The following is a 17,738-nucleotide window of genomic DNA, read 5'->3' as shown; positions in this document are numbered from 1 at the left end:
CTTCCGCGACGGCTCCTTCACCGCTGCCCCGGCCCTGCCCGGACAACTGCCCTCGGGCCGCTCAGCGGCCCTCGAACAGCTCCAGGAGGTCCGCCTTCCCAAACATCCGGGCGGTATCCGCGGCGGACGGGGTGCCTGCCTGAGGGTCGGCGCCTCCGGCGAGGAGAGCGCGGATGACGGCGTCCTCACCCTTGAAGACCGCGCCGGCGAGAGGCGTCTGGCCGCGGTCGTTCGCCCTGTTCGGCTCCGCGCCCCGGGCCAGGAGGGCCTCGACGGCGGCAGCGTGCCCGTGGTATGCGGCGAGCATGACGAGCGTGTCGCCCTTGTCGTTCGTGAGGTCGGCCGGGACGCCGGCATCGACGTACGCGGCAAGAGCCTCGGTCTCCCCCTGTCGCGCCAGGTCGAAAACCTTGGTCGCGAGCTCGATCACCTCGGCGTCCGGGTTCTCGCTCATCGGACGTACCGCCTTTCACCACTTGACCTGGCCCGCACGGCGGGAGCAGCCGTACGAGTGAATCGACAGGGTACTGCCCGGCGGCCGGCATGCCCCCGGGTGGCGGCGGCAAAGGATCACGCCGCGGAGGCACTGTGCCGCGCACTTCGGCGCTCGGCGCGCCGAACCGCGTCCGGCGGTCCACCAGTGGAGTGAAATCCTTTGAATTTCACCCATTTGCACCTTTTGTCGCATAGATACTTTCGGTAAGCCTGGAAGAACTCATGGTGACTGTCCCCTCACCCAGGAGAACCTCATGATTCTGTCCATGTCCGGCGTCGTGCTGCTCGGCATCATCGTCTTCCTCTTCTTCAGGAAGGACGGTCTGAAGGCCTCGCACGCCCTCGTCTCCGCGCTGTTCGGCTTCTTCCTCGCGGGCACCGCGATCGCCCCCAGCATCCAGGCAGGCACCACGAGCCTGGCCGGACTGCTGGGCGGGATCAAGTTCTGACCGCCTGTCCCTTCGGCACCCTCACCCACAGGAGACGATGTGGCCCGGCGTCCACTCCCCCGCATTCTGAGCAGCGGCAGCACACGGATCGCCCGCAGCCGCGAGATCGCGCGCACGGCCGCCGACAGCGCCACCGACGTCCTCCATCCGCTGATCACGGTCTCCCGCGGTCTGCGGAAGCTCGTCGCGACGGGCCGGCAGAAGTGGGCCGGCACGCCCAAGGAGCGGCGGGGTCCGACCCTGTTCCTCGTCGCGGCCTGCATCCTGGTGGTCGCGCTCATCCCGTACGGGCCGCTGCTCGCCCTGATCACGGTGATGGCCGCGGCCGCCTGGCAGGGACGGGCCCGGACACCGGTCAGGACCGGCCCCGACGAGGCGGAGGCCGGCCGGCTGCAGGCGCTGTACGAGGCCCTCGTCCCCTACTTCTCCATCGCCGAGGACCCGGCGCCGCTGTTCGCCCACGGCGGGGTGTGGAGCAGGGCCTTCACGGAGCACCGGTTCGACGGCAACGGCCGGCTCACCATGCTGCGCGTCAAGTACCCCGCGTACTTCACCGACGGTGAAGCGGCCGCCCGTGCCCGGATCGAGCAGTTGCTGCACGCGAAGTCCGGACGCGGCCGCGAGTACCTGTTCACCTGGGACGAGGAGGGCAATGAGCTCGTGATGAGCGTGCTGCCCGCCCTGTCCACCGACATCACCGCCCAGCACTTCGTCACCGTCCCCGGTGAGACGGTGCTCGGCTTCACGGACGCCGGCTCGGTCCAGCGCACCCTGCCGGTCAGGAGGGACGACGGGATCGACCAGGCACCGCCCGTCGTCTGGCGCACCGGACCGCGTTCGACCGAACCGCATCTGCTCGCCGTGGGCGAACCCGGCAGCGGCACCACGACGCTTCTCCGCTCCATCGCCCTGCAGGCGCTGCGGCACGGGGACGTACTGATCGTGGAGGGCAGCGGAACCGGTGACTACGCCTGCCTCACCGGGCGCGCCGGCGTCCTCGCCGTCGAATGCGGACTGTCCGGTGCGCTGGCGAGCCTCGAATGGGCCGCTCACGAGACGGAGAGACGGCTCATCGCCGCCAACCGGGCCCGCCAGGCCGGCCTGCCGGCTCCGGACGACACCCGGCGGCCGCTGTGGATCCTGGTGGACCGCCCCAGTGTCTTCGGCCACCTCGCCGCCGCCGACGGGCACGCGGACCCCCAGGAGCTCCTCTCGGTCCCGCTGCGGCACGGGCGTGCCGCGCACGTCACCGTGGTCGTGGCAGAGCAGTTCGACAGCATCGGCGCGCTGACCGAGACGGTTCGGACCCATACCCGGGCCCGCGTGGTACTCGGCCAGGCGCAGCTGCCCGACGTCGAGGCGGTGCTCGGCACCAGCCCGCGCACCACGCCGACGACCGACGTGCCTCCGGGCCGGGGGTACGCGCGGCTGGGCACCGGCCCGGTCCTGCGTCTCCAGGTACCGGCCACGCCCGACCCGTTCGACGACGCCACGTCCGAGGCCCACCGTCAGGCGGTGCTCGCACTCCTGCCGCCCGGCCCGGAGCACACCGCCCCCGCACCGGCGCAGGCTCCGGCAACGCAGACGGTCCCGGCGAAGCCCCTGGTCCCACCGACGGTCCCCGTCAGCGGAACCGGCTGACACGCATCACGGAGGCGTACGCGTCGCGGGCCGGGCCCTGCCGGCTCGCGACGCGTACGCCTCCGCTCCGGCCTGGCTACGCCACGAACGTCCGCGGTGCCTCGGTGCCCGTCGTCGCTCCCGTGGAGACCAGACGGGCCGCGGCCGCCAGACGCGCCGCCGCCTCCTCGGCCACCGGCCCGCCCACGGTGAACGGCAGCCGCACATATCCCTCGAACGCGCCGTCGACACCGAAGCGCGGCCCGGACGGCACGCGGACGCCCACCCGTTCACCGACCTCGGCCAGTCGCGAGCCGGAGAGGCCGCCCGTACGGACCCAGAGCGTGAGGCCTCCGCCGGGGACGTCGAACTCCCAGGCCGGCAGTTCCCGTCGTACGGCGGCGACGAGCGCGTCGCGGTTGTCCCGCGCCTGCTCGCGGCGGATGGCGACCGCTTCGTTCCAACCTCCGGTCCGCATCAGCCAGTTGATCGCCAGCTGTTCCAGCACAGGGGTGCCGAGGTCCGCGTAGGCACGGGCGGCGACGAGCGAGCGGATCACATCGGGAGCGGCTCGGACCCAGCCGATCCGCATACCGGCCCAGAAGGCCTTGCTCGCCGAGCCGACGGTCAGGACCGTGGAGCCCGCGGGGTCGAACGCGCAGACCGGCCTGGGCATCTCGATGTCCGGGTCCAGGTGCAGTTCCGACATGGTCTCGTCGACGACCAGCACCGTCCCCGCCGAGCGGGCCGCCTCGACCAGCGCGCGGCGCTGACTCTCGTCGGCGAGCGCGCCGGTGGGGTTGTGGAAGTCGGCGACGACGTACGCGAGACGGGGCGCGGCATCGCGCAGGACCTGGCGCCAGCGGTTGAGGTCCCAGCCGGTCAGCCCCTCGGCCATGGCCACCGGCACGAGCCGGGCGCCCGCCTCGCGCATCAACTGGAGGATGTTGGCGTACGAGGGGGACTCGACGGCGATGCGTTCCCCGCGACCGGCGAAGAGGTGGCAGATCGCGTCGATCGCGCCCATCGCACCTGTGGTGACCATGATCTGTTCGGGCATGGTGGGGATGCCGCGTTCGGTGTAGCGGTCGGCGAGCATCTGACGCAGGGCCGGCAGCCCGGCGGGGTAGTCGCCGTGGGTGTGGGCGTACGGTGGAAGTTCCTCGAGCGCGCCCTGGACGGACCGGGTGAGCCACGGTTCGGGCGCCGGCAGCGCGGCGCAGCCGAGATCGATCATGGAGCCGAGCGATTCCGGCGGCAGGGGCTCGAGGCCGCGTGCGGGCAGCGGATTGCCCGCGGGTACGGCGGTCCAGCTGCCGGCTCCCCGGCGGGACTCGAGGAAGCCCTCGGTGCGCAGCGCCTCGTACGCGGCGGCGACGGTGGTGCGGCTCACGGACAGGGCGAGCGCGAGTTCACGCTCGGCGGGGAGCCGTGCCGCCACCGGGACCCGGCCTTCCAGGACGAGCAGCCGGATGCCGTCGGCCAGTGCCCGGTAGGCGGGCGGCTTGCGGGTACCGGGGCCCGCGGGGCGCGGCTGCTGGGAGGTGAGCTGTCGGGCGAGCTGGGCAGCACCCACCGCAGAGGTCCACTGCGTCATGGAAGTCAGTCCACCTTCCTCGAATTGGCCATGGTTGCCGGTTGTTCCATAGCCACAGAGTGTCATGCATCAGTCCACGAACACCAGACAAGGGGGCGCCATCGTGTCCGCGCATCTCAGCCGCAGGCTGCTTCAGCTGTACGTCGGTCTCACGCTGTACGGAGTGAGCTCGGCGCTGTTGGTGCGTGCGGGCCTCGGGCTGGAGCCCTGGGGGGTGCTGCACCAGGGCCTGGCCGAACTGACCGGGCTGACGATCGGGGTGGTGTCGATCATCGTCGGCGCGGTCGTGCTGCTGCTGTGGATACCCATCCGGCAGCGGCCCGGCCTCGGGACGGTGTCGAACGTCTTCGTCATCGGGCTGGCGATGGACGCCACCCTGGCCGTGGTTCCTGACGTGCGTGGGCTCGGCGGGCAGATCCCGGTGATGATCGCGGGCATCGTCCTCAACGGCGTGGCGACGGGCCTCTACATCGCGGCGCGTTTCGGGCCGGGCCCGAGGGACGGTCTGATGACCGGTCTGCACCGGCTGACGGGCCGGTCGATCCGACTGGTGCGCACGGCGATCGAGGTGGCTGTCGTGGCCACCGGTTTCGCGCTCGGCGGGTCCGTCGGCATCGGGACGGTGGCGTACGCGCTGGCCATCGGCCCCCTGGCGCAGTTGTTCCTGCGGCTCTTCGCCATCCCGGAGGGAGACGGAAGCAGCACGGTGGTCGCCGGGCAGTCACCCTCTCAGGCAATACTGCGGCGGTGACCCGTATACGCCACCCGTACCTGGACCATCCCTCGACGCTCGCCTTCGCCCACCGCGGCGGGGCGGCCGACGGCATCGAGAACACCGCGGCGGCCTTCCGGCGGGCCGCCGGTGCCGGCTACCGCTATTTCGAGACCGACGTGCACACCACGGCCGACGGCCGATTGGTGGCCTTTCACGACACGACACTGGACCGCGTCACGGATTCCAGGGGGCGGATCGCGGCGCTGCCGTGGAGCGAGGTGAGCCGGGCCAGGGTGGCCGGCCGGGAGCCGCTCGCACTGTTCGAGGAACTGCTGGAGGAGTTCCCGCAGGCGCGGTGGAACGTCGACCTGAAGGCCGAGTCCGCCCTCGGGCCGCTGGTGGAGCTGATCCGCCGGACGGACGCCTGGGACCGGGTGTGCGTCGGGTCGTTCTCGGAGTCGCGGGTGGCGCGGGCGATGCGCCTCGCGGGTCCCCGGCTGGCGACCTCCTTCGGGGTGCGCGGAGTGCTCGGGCTGCGGCTCGGCTCGTACGGGATACCGGCGGCGGTGCGCGGCGGCGCGGTGTGCGCCCAGGTGCCTGAGTCGCAGAACGGGATACGCGTGGTGGACCGGCGGTTCGTGCGGGCGGCCCACGAGCGCGGTCTGCAGGTCCATGTGTGGACCGTCAACGACGCCGATCGGATGGCCGCGCTCCTCGACCTCGGGGTGGATGGCATCATGACCGATCATCTTGAGACGTTGCGCTCGGTGCTGACCGACCGGGGAGTGTGGGTCTGACACGGGGGCGCCCACGCAGCCGCGGGGGCGGCTGCGACGGCACGAGCGAGGGGGCGCCCAGTGACGGCGGACACGGCGGACAGCACTGACGGCACCGATGGCACCGATGGCACCGGCAAGGAAGGCGCCGGGCGCAGACGTGAGCAACGGGGCTGGTACTTCTACGACTTCGCGTGCTCCGTCTACTCGACGAGCGTCCTCACGGTGTTCCTCGGGCCCTATCTGACGTCGGTGGCGAAGGCCGCGGCGGACGCCGACGGCTTCGTCCGTCCACTGGGCATCCCGCTGCGCGCCGGTTCCGTCTTCCCGTACGCGGTGTCGGTCTCCGTGCTGCTCGCCGTGCTGCTCATGCCGCTCGCGGGGGCGGCGGCGGACCGCACCGGCCGCAAGAAGCCGCTGCTCGCCGTCGCCGCGTACGTGGGCGCGGCCGCGACGACGGGGATGTTCTTCCTCGACGGTGACCGCTATCTGCTGGGAGCACTGCTCCTGATCATCGCCAACGCGTCGCTGGCCGTCTCGATGGTCCTCTACAACGCCTACCTTCCGCAGATCGCGGAACCGGACGAACGCGACGCGGTGTCGTCGCGCGGCTGGGCCTTCGGCTACACGTCGGGCGCGTTGGTGCTGGTGCTGAACCTGGTCGTCTACTCGGGCCACGAGGCCTTCGGCCTGTCGGAGTCCGAGGCGGTCCGCATCTGTCTGGCATCGGCGGGACTGTGGTGGGGCGCCTTCACTCTGATCCCGCTGCGCCGGCTGCGCGACCGCCGGATCGCCCCCTCCGGGGAAGGCGCGGTCGGTTCGGGGTGGCGGCAGCTGGTGGCCACGTTGCGGGACATGCGACGGCATCCGCTGACGCTGTCCTTCCTGCTCGCCTACCTCGTCTACAACGACGGGGTGCAGACGGTCATCTCGCAGGCGTCGGTCTACGGCTCGGAGGAGCTGGGCCTCGACCAGACCACCCTCATCACGGCGGTGCTTCTGGTGCAGGTCCTGGCGGTCGCGGGTGCGCTGGGGATGGGCCGGCTGGCCCGTACGTACGGTGCGAAGCGCACGATCCTGGTCTCGCTCGCCGTCTGGACCCTGATCCTTGCCGCGGGGTACTTCCTGCCCGCGGGCGAACCGGTGTGGTTCTACTGCCTGGCGGCGGGCATCGGACTGGTCCTCGGCGGGAGCCAGGCGCTGTCGCGGTCGCTGTTCTCCCATATGGTGCCGCGTGGCAAGGAGGCCGAGTACTTCTCCGCGTACGAGATGAGCGACCGGGGTCTGAGCTGGCTGGGACCGCTCGTCTTCGGCGTGGCGTATCAGATGTCGGGCAGTTACCGGGACGCGATCATCTCTTTGGTGATCTTCTTCGGAGTGGGATTCGTGCTGCTCGCGAGGGTTCCGGTGAGGCGTGCGGTGGCCGCCGCGGGGAACCCGGTACCCGACCGGATTTAGACGCCTGAGTGAAAGGCCGGTAGTGTACGCCTTTGGCTTGCCAGGCGGACCGTTACTGCGTGCTGGAATAGTGAAATCAGTGGGTGACACTTTCTGTCAGATGTGACAAACCGGGCACTGGTGGGTACCCCAACCAATGGCAAAGCAGCGGCACGACGGGCGACGCATGACCCGGAACGGGAATCTTTACCGCCGACCGGACGTTGACCGGATGACGACGACAGCGACACCTGTCCTGTGGGCGACAAGCCCGGGAGGCACGATTCATGAGTGAGCGAGCTCTCCGCGGCACGCGACTTGTGGTTACCAGCTACGAGACGGACCGCGGTATCGACCTGGCCCCGCGCCAGGCGGTGGAGTACGCATGCCAGAACGGACATCGTTTTGAGATGCCGTTCTCGGTCGAGGCGGAAATTCCGCCGGAGTGGGAGTGCAAGGCGTGCGGCGCCCAGGCACTCCTGGTCGACGGGGACGGCCCCGAGGAGAAGAAGGGCAAGCCGGCGCGTACGCACTGGGACATGCTGATGGAGCGGCGCACCCGCGAGGAGCTGGAGGAGGTCCTGGCCGAGAGGCTGGCGGTCCTTCGTTCCGGCGCCATGAACATCGCGGTGCATCCGCGCGACAGCCGCAAGTCCGCGTAACGCGCGCAGGCGCGCCAAGCGAACGACAGAGCCGCGGGGGGGGCCCCCCCCGGGGGGGGGGGGCGCCCCCCCCCGGGGGGGGGCCCCCCCCGCGGCTCTGTGTCGTGCCGGCGGCAGGACCAGGCGGGCCGCCGTGCGGCCCCGCTCCGTTCCCGAGTCCCGCCCTGCGGCGCCGCTCCGGCCCCGAGTGGCCCGTACGGCTCAACTCCGCTTCCGACCGGCCGCCCGGGCAGGCGGTCGGAACGGAACGGCCGCGAGCAGGCGGGCGACTGCGAGGGGCCGGACCGCGAGAGGATCCGACGTCCGTGCCGGGGCCGCACACCGGCCGTGGAGGCCGGCCGCGACCTGCGCGTGCTGCGAGCGGCGGCCGAGAGCGCGCGGGAGGGGCGCCCCGTAGCGGCCGGTCAGGGTGTGAGCGGCGGCCGGGGGTCCTCGTCGTCGCGCCGCGGGGCGGCACCGTCGCGGATGACCTCGCCCTGGACGACCTTGCCGTCCGGACGGTGCATACGCGCCTGCTGGAACGCGTTGCCGAGACCGCCCGGCACGGCGGCGTTCACCCGTCGCTCCAGCGAGCGTTCGGCGAACCGGCCGAGGCCGGTCCGCACGGGCGGGAGGAGGAGCAGCAGCCCCGCCACGTCGGAGACGATGCCGGGCAGCATCAGCAGCAGGCCGCCGAGCATCAGCAGGCCGTTCCCCTCCGCACGGGCAGGGGCCGTGGGGGGCGCCGCGTCCTGACCGGTCTGCTGCTGCATCGTCCGCGTGAGGTTGGCGAAGGCCCGCCGCCCCGCCCGCTTGATCACCACGGCCCCGAGCAGCCCGGCGCCGAGCAGCAGCCCGAGAACGGCGAAGCCGCCTGCCGCGTCCGCCACGACGGTGAGCAGCCAGATCTCGAGGACCAGCCATGCGGCGACGGCAAGCGGGAGATAAGTGCGGGCCCGTGAGCGCCTGGGAGCGGTCGGGGGCGGTGCGCCGGTCGTCATGCTCCCAGTGTGCCTGGGCCCCCGTCGAAGCGGCATAAGGGGCCCGTCACGAAGATCGCGGCGGCTGGGGCCCGGTTGACCTGCGCCCGAGCAGACGGCCGGCCCGCTCCCCCACACCCCATGCGGTGACGCGCCATAGCGCCTCGACGACGATGTCCCTGTTCATCTTCGAGTCGCCGTGCTCACGCTCGACGAACGTGATCGGGACCTCCACGACGTGGAAACCGGCCGCCACCGCCCGCCGGGCGAGGTCGACCTGGAAGCAGTACCCCTGGGAGGCGACATCGCCGAGCCCGAGGCCCTGGAGCGTCTCGGCCCGAAAGGCACGGAACCCGCCGGTGACGTCACGCAGCGGCACACCGAGCAGCAGCCGGGAGTACGTGCTGCCGCCGCGGGAGAGGAATTCCCGGTGCCTGGGCCAGTTGACCACGCGGCCTCCTGGCACCCAGCGGGAGCCGAGGACGAGGTCGGCACCCTTCAGGGCGGTCAGCAGCCTGGGCAGTTCCTCCGGCTGGTGGGAGCCGTCGGCGTCCATCTCCACCAGGACGCCGTAGCCGTGCTCGATACCCCAGTCGAACCCGGCGAGGTAGGCCGCGCCGAGGCCTTCCTTGCCCTTGCGGTGCAGGACGTGCACCTGCTCGTCCTGGACGGCGAGCTCGTCGGCGAACTTGCCCGTGCCGTCGGGGCTGTTGTCGTCGGCGACCAGTACGTCCGCGTCGGGCACCGCGGCCCGCACCCGGGAGACGATCGACCGAATGTTCTCGGCCTCGTTGTAGGTGGGGATGATCACCAGGGCTCTGCCGAGCGGCCCGTACCGCCTCCCCTGTGGTCCGCCGTGGGGAACCGCACCACCGTCGTTCACTGCTGCCCCTTAAAGTCCGTACGCAGAGCCCAACCATAGCGAGCCGCGGTGGGCCGCTCACGGCGGCACGAAACTTCCCTCGCCGGGGCCCCGGAGCGCCGGGACACAACGGATCGGGCCCGGCGTCCTTCGGGCCGACCTGGGGCCCGCTGGCTGCGGGTCGACCGAGAGCCGTTGTCTACTGAACGCCGGGCCCCACCCGGGTCGCACCCGCCGACCGGCTGAAACCTTCCCTCTGCCCCCGAGGCGCGGGCGCTGAACCTGGCTCCCAGTGGTGGTGCGCCGGTGCGGCACACCACCCCATGACCCAGCGGCGTTCGACGACTTGCGTGGAGGTTGCCGGTCGGACGTTCTTCGGTGGACTGGGCCGAACCTACCGGCCGGTGGGCGGAGGCTGTCAACAGTCGCCTGATCAGCGTCAATTCCCGGAAGTTCCAGGTCAGGCGGGAAGATCCGCAGGTCGAGGCGGAGCGGTGGGAGAATGCGCAGGGGTGGCGAAATGTCCCTACGTCACCCGTTCGGTCCCGCGAAGACGGTCCGTCCGGAGACCACCGTCCGCAGGCAGACCGGCAGATCGGCGCCGAGCCCGAGATCCGGCAGGCCAGGGGTGCCGGAGCGCGGGTCCGTGGACCAGCGCGCGACCCGGTCGTCGGGGGCCTGCACCACCAGTTCCTCGGTCCGCCAGAGTGCGTAGTCGGCCGGCGCTCCGGGGACCAGCACTCCCGCGTCGTCGCGGCCGACGGCTCGCCAGCCGCCGCGCGTGTGGGCGGTGAACGCGGCCCGGACGGAGACACGGTGCTCGGGCGTCCGGTGGAAGGCGGCGGCCCGTACGGTGCCCCAGGGGTCGAGCGGTGTGACCGGGCTGTCGGAGCCGAAGGCCAGCGGCACACCGGCGCGCAGCAGCGCGGCGTACGGATTGAGGGTGCGGGCGCGCTCGACGCCGAGCCGGCTCGCGTACATTCCGTCCTCGCCGCCCCAGGCGGCGTCGAAGGCCGGCTGGACGGACGCGGTGAGACCGAACTCGGCGAAGGCCGCGATGGTTTCCGGGGTGAGCATCTCGGCATGCTCCACCCGGTGGCGCGCCGCTCGGACACGGGCGACGCCGAGCCGGTCGGCGGCCGCGCGGACACCGTCGACGACGGCGCTCAGGGCGGCGTCGCCGATGGCGTGGAACCCGGCCTGGAGTCCGGCTTCCGTGCACGCGGCCACATGGGCGGCGACGGCGGCGGCGTCGAGGTGGGCACTGCCCGTGGTGCCGGGGGCATCGGTGTAGGGGGCGTGCAGGCACGCGGTGTGCGAACCGAGGGAGCCGTCGACGAACAGGTCGCCGGCCGCCCCGACGGCGCCGAGTTCGCGGATGCGCCGGGCGTCCTTCTCGTCGGTGACCTGCTGCGCCCAGTAGCCGACGACGCGGGGGCCGGGCTCCGTACGGGCGAGCGAGAGGAGCGAGGTGAAGTCCTCCTCGTCCGAGATCTCGGGCCCGGCGCACTCGTGGACACTGCCGATGCCGAGGGACGCGGCGTGGGCGAGCGCCGCGCGCTGTGCCTCGCGGCGCTGCGCGGGCGTGACAGCCGCGTGGGCGGCGGCGCGGACGGCATGGTGGGCGGCGGCGGTCAGCGGGGCGTCCGGGTGGAAACCGGGCAGATCCGTGACGCCGGGGACGAGGTCGAGCAGTGCCGTGGTGACGACCGCGGAGTGCACGTCGACGCGCGGCAGGTACAGGGGGCGTCCGCCGGTGGCCTCGTCGAGTTCGCCGCGGCGCGGGGGGCGTTGCTCGGGCCAGCGCGTGGCGTCCCAGCCGTGTCCGAGGAGCACCTGACCGCCGGGGTGCGCCGCGCTGTGCTCGCGCACAAGGCGCAGGGCGTCCGTGAGGGAGCGGGCGGCGGAGAGGTCGAGGCCGGTGAGGGCGAGCCCGGTCGATGTGGTGTGGACGTGCGCGTCGGTGAACGCGGGGGTGACCAGGGCGCCTTCGAGATCGACGACCTCGTCGACGCCGGTGGCGAACGCGTCGGCGGCGCCTTCCGATCCCACCCAGGCGATGTGGCCCTTCTCGACGACCATCGCGGTGGCGAAGGGGTCGGCGGGGCTGTGGACTTCTCCGCCGCGCAGCAGCACGGTGCGGTGTTCGCTCTGGGGGGCGGTGCTCTCGGTCATGGCAACAAGACTAGTTCCGTGACCGGCATTGCTTGCCCGTGGAGGACCGTCGCCCGGTGCTGGGGGGCACCTCCGGCGCCGAAGGCTGCGAGAAAGGGCGGTCGCGCGCCCTGGCAAGGGCGGCGCGACAGGGCGAAGTTCGCCAGGGGGGCTAGACGCGCGGCGGGCGGGCCTCGTACGGGGTGGAGAGGACGACCGTGGTGCGGGTGGAGACGCCGGACAGGGAGCGGATGCGGGTGAGGAGGTGCTCCAGCTCCAGCGGGGTGGCGACGCGCACCTTGAGGATGTAGTTCTCGTCGCCGGCGACGCTGTGGCAGGCCTCGATCTCGGGGACGTCGGCGAGCCGGTCGGCGATGTCGTCGGGGGCGCTGGGGTCGAAGGGCTTCACCGAGATGAACGCGGTGAGCGGCAGCCCGACGGCCTCGGGGTCGACAACGGCGGCGTAGCCGCGGATGACGCCCCGCTGTTCAAGACGCCGGACGCGCTGATGCACCGCCGAGGTGGACAGGCCGGTGGCCTTGCCCAGGTCGGTGTAGCTCATCCGCCCGTCCTTGACGAGCAATTCCACGATCTGACGATCCAGCTCCTCCATGCGGATCAACCTATTGCCCCGGGTCGCTTCCGGCACAGTCATAAGCGGGCCGGAAGGGCGCATGCGGCGGGCATGTGACGAATGCCACAGGTTTGCCCGGCCGATGCGCCGTGACCCCACGGTTACCTGCCGGGCACGGTGGGCATTGCTTGCTGTGGCCGAGGCCGCAAGTGCCTGGTCGGCCCATCCGAGGGGGAGATTCTCCATGCAGATCATCAAGAGCGTGCAGTCCAAGAGCAGCGGACGTCCCGAACCGGAGCCCGTTGATCCGGCCGAGCCGGCGGAGACGGAGTTCCTGGACACGTACGACACCTTCGAGATGTACCGGGTCATCTGCCCGGACTGCACCCAGCCGATCGCGCTGCTGGCGGACGAGGACGTCCTGCCCGAGCACGCGCTGTGCCCCACGCCGTGGAATCCGTTCGGGCTGACGGTGTGCTCGGGCACCGGCCGGGACGCCTCCCTCGCCCGTCCCGCCGACGAGTCGCTGGAACTGCAGGAGCAGGACACCGCACTGCTGCTGACGCTGCCCCAGGGGCTGGACTGGCGCACACAGCCGTTCTCGCACGTCGGCGGCCCCGGGTCGCGCCCGCTGAAGGTGCCGCCGATGCGGCGCGCCGCCTGAACGACGCGCCCCGGGAACCGGTGAGTGCCTCTGCGCCGCGGCGGGCCGCTGCGGCGCACGGTCTCCACCGTCCACGGCCGCGGCGGCGGACCGGGTAGCCCCTGCACTGGCGCTCGAATAGTCCGGCCGGTAACCGCGGCACCGCACGACACGTTGGCTCGGTATGAGCCCGCACAACGCGACCGCGCACGCCCGTCGGCGCCTCGTCGTGCCCGTCCATGAAGAATCGGTTCCGCTCCCGGCCGACCCGCCCATCTACCGGGACCTGGTCCGGCTGTGGGCGAGCCGCGGCAGAACTCTGCCGGGGCGCCGCGACCCCGAGTGGACCGGACTCACGGCGCACCCGGTGCCGGGTGCGTGGGTCAGCGCGTCTCAGGACCCGCCAGGTGGCGGGCGATGACCATGCGCTGGATCTGGTTGGTGCCCTCGACGATCTGCAGCACCTTCGCCTCGCGCATGAAGCGCTCGGCCGGGAAGTCCTGCGTGTAGCCGTACCCGCCGAGGACCTGGACCGCGTCGGTGGTGACGCTCATCGCCGCGTCCGTGCAGAACAGTTTCGCCATGGCGGCCTGCCGCGAGAACGGCCGGCCCGCGTCCTTCAGCCGGGCCGCGGAGAGATACAGCGCCCGTCCCGCCTCGATCCGGGTGGCCATGTCCGCGAGCATGAAGCGCAGGCCCTGGAAATCGGCGATGGGGCGACCGAACTGCTTGCGCCCCGTGGCGTATTCGAGCGCCTCGTCCATGGCTGCCTGTGCGACGCCGATCGCGCACGCGGCAATGCCGAGCCTGCCGCCGTCGAGTGCGGAGAGCGCGATGGCGAAGCCCTGCCCCTCCTCACCGATGCGACGGGCGTCGGGGACCCGGACACCGTCGAAGTGGAGCTGGGCGGTCGGCGAGCCCTTCATGCCCATCTTCTTCTCGGGCACCGCGGCGTTCAGCCCCGGCGCGTCACCCGGAACCAGGAACGCCGTGATGCCGCGGGCTCCCTCGCCGCCGGTGCGGGCCAGGACGGTGTAGAAGTCGGCGACTCCTCCGTGGGTGATCCACGCCTTGGTCCCTGTGACGACCCAGTCGTCCCCGTCCCGCACCGCCTTGGTGCGCAGCGAGGCGGCGTCGGAACCGGAGGCGGGCTCCGAGAGGCAGTAGGCGCCGAGCATGCCGCCGCCGAGCATCGCGGGCAGGTGCTCGCTCTGCTGCTCCTTGGTGCCGTACCCGGCGAGCGCGTGGCAGGCGAGGGAGTGGACGCTCACGCCGAGGCCGACGGTCAGGCGGGCGGCCGCGAGCTCCTCCAGTACCTGGAGATACACCTCGTACGGCTGGTCGCCGCCGCCGAATTCGGAGTCGTACGGGAGGCCGAGCAGTCCGGAACCGGACAGGAGCGAGAAGACGTCGCGCGGGAAGTGCCCGGCCTCCTCCTCCTCGGCCGCGCGGGGCGCGATCTCACGCTGAACGATGTCGCGGACCAGGGTGATCAGATCCCTGGCCTCCTCGGTGGGCAGCTGACGGTCCACCGGCTGCGTAGCGCGGTCGGGCATTGCGGCGCTCTCCTCCCTGTCGGGCACTGCGGCGGTCACGCGCGAAGGGTGGGGCGCGCCGCCGGTTGTTCTGCCAGGCCGATAGTGCCCTTCCGGATCACGAAAGAGGCTGGACAGCGGCTTGTGGCGCGTTGAGTATGCCCGATTCGGATGGCGCACGTCACGGGTGGGAGGAGGGCCCGGGACGTGATCCGCGATACTCCGGCCGGCTCCCCGTCTCAGACGGTGGCGACGGTGACCGGTGCGGAGACGGGCAGGTCGGCCGGCGGCGGTTCCGGGCAGGTGGGCTCGAACTCCGCGATCGTACGGAGCGTGGCGCGCAGCAGCCGCACCAGCAGGGCGCACACGGCCTTCCGGTCGAGTTCCGGGCCGGTCAGCCAGTCGAGCGTGATCTGCTCGACGCTGCTGAGCCAGCCCAGCAGGGCGAGCCGGGCCAGTGCCGGGATCTCACGCCGCCCGTAGGCGCCTTCCGCGATGGTCGCGATCAGTTCCTCGCGCACCGCGTCCCTGATCGACTGCACCTCGGTGTCGAAGCCGACGCCGCCCGTCACGATCGTGCGGAAGGCCGCCTGATGGTGTTCGGCGTAGGTCAGGAAGGCGTCGATGGTGCGGTGCACGCGCTCGGCCCGTGGCAGGTCACGCTCGCCCGCGGCCCTGGAGGCGAGTTCGGCCACCGAGTCCTCGACGACGGCGAGGTAGTAGCCGCGCTTGCTCTTGAAGTAGTAGTAGATCAGCCCTTTCGCGATGCCCGCGTGCTGGGCGATGTCGTCGACGGACAGCGCGTCGTACGAGGTGTCTGCGAACAGCTTGCGGCCGATCGCGATGAGTTCGGATCGCCGCGTGTGGGCCCGTTCGGTCTCGCCGCGCTGGTGGCTGCTGCTCAAGATGATCCCTGGTCTCGCCGTGCCGGAGGATCCTGCGGATCATCGCAGTATGTCAGGGCCGGCCCACGCGGCAGCCGCCCTGTTCGACGGGCCGCCTCACGAGGGCCGCTGGACCAGCGGCACATGGGCTTTGAGACGCTCGCCGGCCCTGGCGGGCGTGTGCCGCGGCGTACCGGAGTTCGCCGTCGTCGGACAGGAGGCCGATGACCCGCGTCCGGACACGCTCGCCCGTCAGCCCCTCAGTACCGGGACTCGGCCAAGGAGTTGAAGGCCCGCGAGACACCGGTTCGCACGGCACCGAGCCGCGTGATCACGGCCCGGTCGCCCCCGGAGGAGAGAGAGCCGCGAGGCAGACGTCGGGGGCACGGCCCTGGCCGCCGCCTGCGCGGTCACCTTCCTGTCGTGACCGGTACCGGACTGCCGCAGGGCACCCGGAAACGATCACGCGGTGACGCACGGACACGGTTCCGGGTCCGGCGTCCGCGGCGCGGACGCACGGCCGTGGCCATGCGCAAGGGCTCGGATCAGCCTTGCCGGGCTCCGCCCGACCGCCGGTCACGCCCGTGCGTCGCGCCTACAGCAGGCCGACCTGTGTGATGAGCATGGCCAGCACGACGACGAGCGTCCAGCCGAGGACGTGCTCGAGGAGGTCCGACCCGTCGTCCGGTCCGCCGGTACGGGTCGTCGGCAGCGTGCGGTCGACGGTGGCTGCGGTCGAAGTCATGGTGCGTCTCGTTCGGTCGTCCGGCAGATGGCTCCCCCATTGCCCACCCACACTGCCAGCCGTACCGGCCCCCGGGGTAGAGACATTGGTCACTGCCCCGGGAGCGGTGGATCGGGTCAGTGGACGCCTACGGCGGCCAGAGCCCCGCGCTGGGCGGCCGTGGGGTGGGCCGGCCAGTACAGGTAGCAGACGCCGCCTGTGCCGGAGACCACTTTCCCGCTCGCGTTGTAGCGCTTGGTGCGCAGCCAGATCTTCTCCCACTCCGCGCGGCGGTAGACGCGGCGCACGGCCTCGTTGCTCGGCGACGCCGGGTCGTTCGCGATCACGTCACCGTCATCGGTGAAGCCGATCACCGTCATCAGGTGGCCGGACGTGCCGTAGCCGGCTCCCGTCAGTTCCTCCTCGAGGAACGACTGGGACGTTATGGCCGGGATGCCGGCGGCGATCAGGGTCTCCAGGTCGGTCAGGGAGGTGAGCCGCGTGACGACGGCGCTCATGTCCCGGTAGGTGGCGGCGTAGGCGGCGTTGAAGGGCCAGTTGCCACAACCCTCGTACTGGTGGTCGAAGACGTAGCGGGCGGCGTGGCAGACCTGGGGGTCCTCGAATTCCGGATTCACCCAGGAGAGGTCCTCGGCCGTCGGCCTGCGGCCCCAGTACTCGATGATCATCTGCGACGACGTGGGGCTGCACCACGCCTCTCCGCCGTTGTCGTACTCCGGGTACTGGCCGACATGCGTGTTCTGGGAGTACCGCGGCACGATCAGCTCACGAGCGAGGCCGGGCTCGGACGCGGGGACGGAGAAGCGGTCCGGGATGTCGGAGGCCATCGCGCCCAGCCGCCACACCGTGGGCGTGAGGCCGCTCCCCGGTCGGCGGTGGAGGGTGAGCCGAAGCCGGTAGGTGTCCAGGCGCAGTCCGCTCGACGCGTCGTCGACGGAGAAGGTGTCCGTCCAGATGCTCGCCCTGCCGTCACCCTGGTCGTCCACCGAGGTGCGGCGGATGTCCGCGTCGCCGGCGGCCCATCGCCCCATCACGAACCAGGGTGTCGCGCTGCCGTCCGAGTACGTGCCGTTCAGCTCCACCTGGAGCCATGTTCCTGCCGGGGTGTCCGCGTTCCAGGAGGCGATCACCTCGGTGGCGGGCACGGCCGACCGGTGCACCGGTGAGGTCCAGGTGGCGAACTCCCAGCGCGCCGTCCTGCCGGTGTGCGGATCGATGTAGTCCCTCGTCCCCGCGGGCTCGTCGATCACCACGCCGGGCCGGCGCCCGGCGACGGCCTTCGTACCGGCCCGGTCGCCGCAGCGCCAGTCCGTGTACGAGGACCAGAAGCGGTTGTCCACGAGTGCCGCCGAGCGCCGGGCCGTCGTCGCCGAGGCGCTCGCGGCGACCGCGGGGGCGGCGGCGGTGGCGGTGGCGGCGGACAGCGTTCCCGCGGTGGCGGCTGCCGCGATCGCGGCGCCCAGAACGTTTCTGCGCGAAGTGGATCCAGCCATGGAGCCCCCAAAGTCAGGTGCGCGACAGTGGGGCCACTATTCCGGGTCGGGCCACGCTTCTGCCAGAGATACGCACCGCGTCGCGGTCCCAATATTGGTCTCGTCCATTGGCGCGACCAGGGGGCGTGACCTGCGGAG

17 protein-coding genes are annotated in these 17,738 nt (G+C 71.7%); 7 read left to right on the top strand and 10 right to left on the bottom strand.

Features of this window, described 5'->3' with window-relative positions; all coding sequences use genetic code 11:
- Window positions 1-61 precede the first annotated feature (61 nt).
- The gene (locus ACFYV1_RS24460) at window positions 62-454 is read right to left on the bottom strand and encodes an ankyrin repeat domain-containing protein (RefSeq protein WP_389397662.1); all 393 of its coding nucleotides are present in this window, start codon (window positions 452-454) and stop codon (window positions 62-64) included.
- Between the two features lie 295 nt (window positions 455-749).
- Between ACFYV1_RS24460 and ACFYV1_RS24455 the strand changes: the two genes are divergently transcribed.
- Together ACFYV1_RS24455 and ACFYV1_RS24450 are read left to right on the top strand one after the other, a co-directional pair.
- A complete protein-coding gene (locus tag ACFYV1_RS24455) occupies window positions 750-944 on the top strand; it encodes a hypothetical protein (protein WP_005320068.1) in 195 nt (64 codons plus the stop codon).
- A 39-nt stretch (window positions 945-983) separates the two neighbouring features.
- On the top strand, window positions 984-2,585 hold the full coding sequence (locus tag ACFYV1_RS24450) for a hypothetical protein (RefSeq protein ID WP_389397661.1): 1,602 nt from the start codon (window positions 984-986) through the stop codon (window positions 2,583-2,585).
- A 76-nt stretch (window positions 2,586-2,661) separates the two neighbouring features.
- Here ACFYV1_RS24450 and ACFYV1_RS24445 read toward each other — a convergent pair whose 3' ends face one another.
- Window positions 2,662-4,161, bottom strand: a complete 1,500-nt coding sequence (locus tag ACFYV1_RS24445; protein ID WP_389397660.1) for a PLP-dependent aminotransferase family protein — start codon at window positions 4,159-4,161, stop codon at window positions 2,662-2,664.
- Between the two features lie 64 nt (window positions 4,162-4,225).
- Between ACFYV1_RS24445 and ACFYV1_RS24440 the strand changes: the two genes are divergently transcribed.
- From ACFYV1_RS24440 to ACFYV1_RS24425, 4 genes are all read left to right on the top strand, one after another.
- Window positions 4,226-4,912 (top strand): YitT family protein, encoded by a 687-nt coding sequence (locus ACFYV1_RS24440; protein WP_389397659.1) that lies wholly within the window; start codon window positions 4,226-4,228, stop codon window positions 4,910-4,912.
- A complete protein-coding gene (locus ACFYV1_RS24435; RefSeq protein WP_389397658.1) occupies window positions 4,909-5,673 on the top strand; it encodes a glycerophosphodiester phosphodiesterase family protein in 765 nt (254 codons plus the stop codon). Before ACFYV1_RS24440 ends, ACFYV1_RS24435 begins: the two co-directional genes overlap by 4 nt.
- Window positions 5,674-5,733: 60 nt before the next feature.
- Entirely contained in the window at window positions 5,734-7,110 is a 1,377-nt protein-coding gene (locus tag ACFYV1_RS24430; protein ID WP_389397657.1) for an MFS transporter, read from the top strand.
- 266 nt (window positions 7,111-7,376) lie between these two features.
- Window positions 7,377-7,751, top strand: coding sequence for an RNA polymerase-binding protein RbpA (locus tag ACFYV1_RS24425; RefSeq protein WP_003959706.1), 375 nt, complete (start codon window positions 7,377-7,379; stop codon window positions 7,749-7,751).
- 404 nt (window positions 7,752-8,155) lie between these two features.
- On the opposite strand, the gene fxsA is transcribed toward ACFYV1_RS24425, so the two are convergent.
- From fxsA to ACFYV1_RS24405, 4 genes are all read right to left on the bottom strand, one after another.
- Window positions 8,156-8,731: an FxsA family membrane protein gene (gene fxsA, locus ACFYV1_RS24420; RefSeq protein WP_389397656.1), complete on the bottom strand. Its 576-nt coding sequence runs from the start codon at window positions 8,729-8,731 to the stop codon at window positions 8,156-8,158.
- Between the two features lie 46 nt (window positions 8,732-8,777).
- A complete protein-coding gene (locus ACFYV1_RS24415; protein ID WP_389397655.1) occupies window positions 8,778-9,593 on the bottom strand; it encodes a polyprenol monophosphomannose synthase in 816 nt (271 codons plus the stop codon).
- A 510-nt stretch (window positions 9,594-10,103) separates the two neighbouring features.
- On the bottom strand, window positions 10,104-11,747 hold the full coding sequence (locus ACFYV1_RS24410; RefSeq protein WP_389397654.1) for an amidohydrolase: 1,644 nt from the start codon (window positions 11,745-11,747) through the stop codon (window positions 10,104-10,106).
- A gap of 151 nt (window positions 11,748-11,898) precedes the next feature.
- Window positions 11,899-12,339 (bottom strand): Lrp/AsnC family transcriptional regulator, encoded by a 441-nt coding sequence (locus ACFYV1_RS24405; protein WP_389397653.1) that lies wholly within the window; start codon window positions 12,337-12,339, stop codon window positions 11,899-11,901.
- A 205-nt stretch (window positions 12,340-12,544) separates the two neighbouring features.
- Between ACFYV1_RS24405 and ACFYV1_RS24400 the strand changes: the two genes are divergently transcribed.
- A complete protein-coding gene (locus tag ACFYV1_RS24400) occupies window positions 12,545-12,964 on the top strand; it encodes a hypothetical protein (protein ID WP_389397652.1) in 420 nt (139 codons plus the stop codon).
- Window positions 12,965-13,326: 362 nt separating this feature from the next.
- Here ACFYV1_RS24400 and ACFYV1_RS24395 read toward each other — a convergent pair whose 3' ends face one another.
- The 4 genes from ACFYV1_RS24395 to ACFYV1_RS24380 form a co-directional block, all read right to left on the bottom strand.
- A complete protein-coding gene (locus tag ACFYV1_RS24395; RefSeq protein ID WP_389397719.1) occupies window positions 13,327-14,499 on the bottom strand; it encodes an acyl-CoA dehydrogenase family protein in 1,173 nt (390 codons plus the stop codon).
- 218 nt (window positions 14,500-14,717) lie between these two features.
- The gene (locus tag ACFYV1_RS24390; protein WP_389397651.1) at window positions 14,718-15,383 is read right to left on the bottom strand and encodes a TetR/AcrR family transcriptional regulator; all 666 of its coding nucleotides are present in this window, start codon (window positions 15,381-15,383) and stop codon (window positions 14,718-14,720) included.
- A 574-nt stretch (window positions 15,384-15,957) separates the two neighbouring features.
- On the bottom strand, window positions 15,958-16,107 hold the full coding sequence (locus tag ACFYV1_RS24385; RefSeq protein ID WP_389397650.1) for an SCO1431 family membrane protein: 150 nt from the start codon (window positions 16,105-16,107) through the stop codon (window positions 15,958-15,960).
- Window positions 16,108-16,223: 116 nt separating this feature from the next.
- Window positions 16,224-17,600, bottom strand: coding sequence for a peptidase C39 family protein (locus ACFYV1_RS24380; RefSeq protein ID WP_389397649.1), 1,377 nt, complete (start codon window positions 17,598-17,600; stop codon window positions 16,224-16,226).
- Window positions 17,601-17,738: the final 138 nt, after the last annotated feature.

Origin of the sequence: Streptomyces sp. NPDC003023, from assembly GCF_042888225.1 — a bacterium.
Lineage (GTDB): Bacteria > Actinomycetota > Actinomycetes > Streptomycetales > Streptomycetaceae > Streptomyces.
The sequence above is the reverse complement of the archived record's forward strand: the minus strand, read 5'-3'. Positions and strand labels throughout refer to the sequence as shown.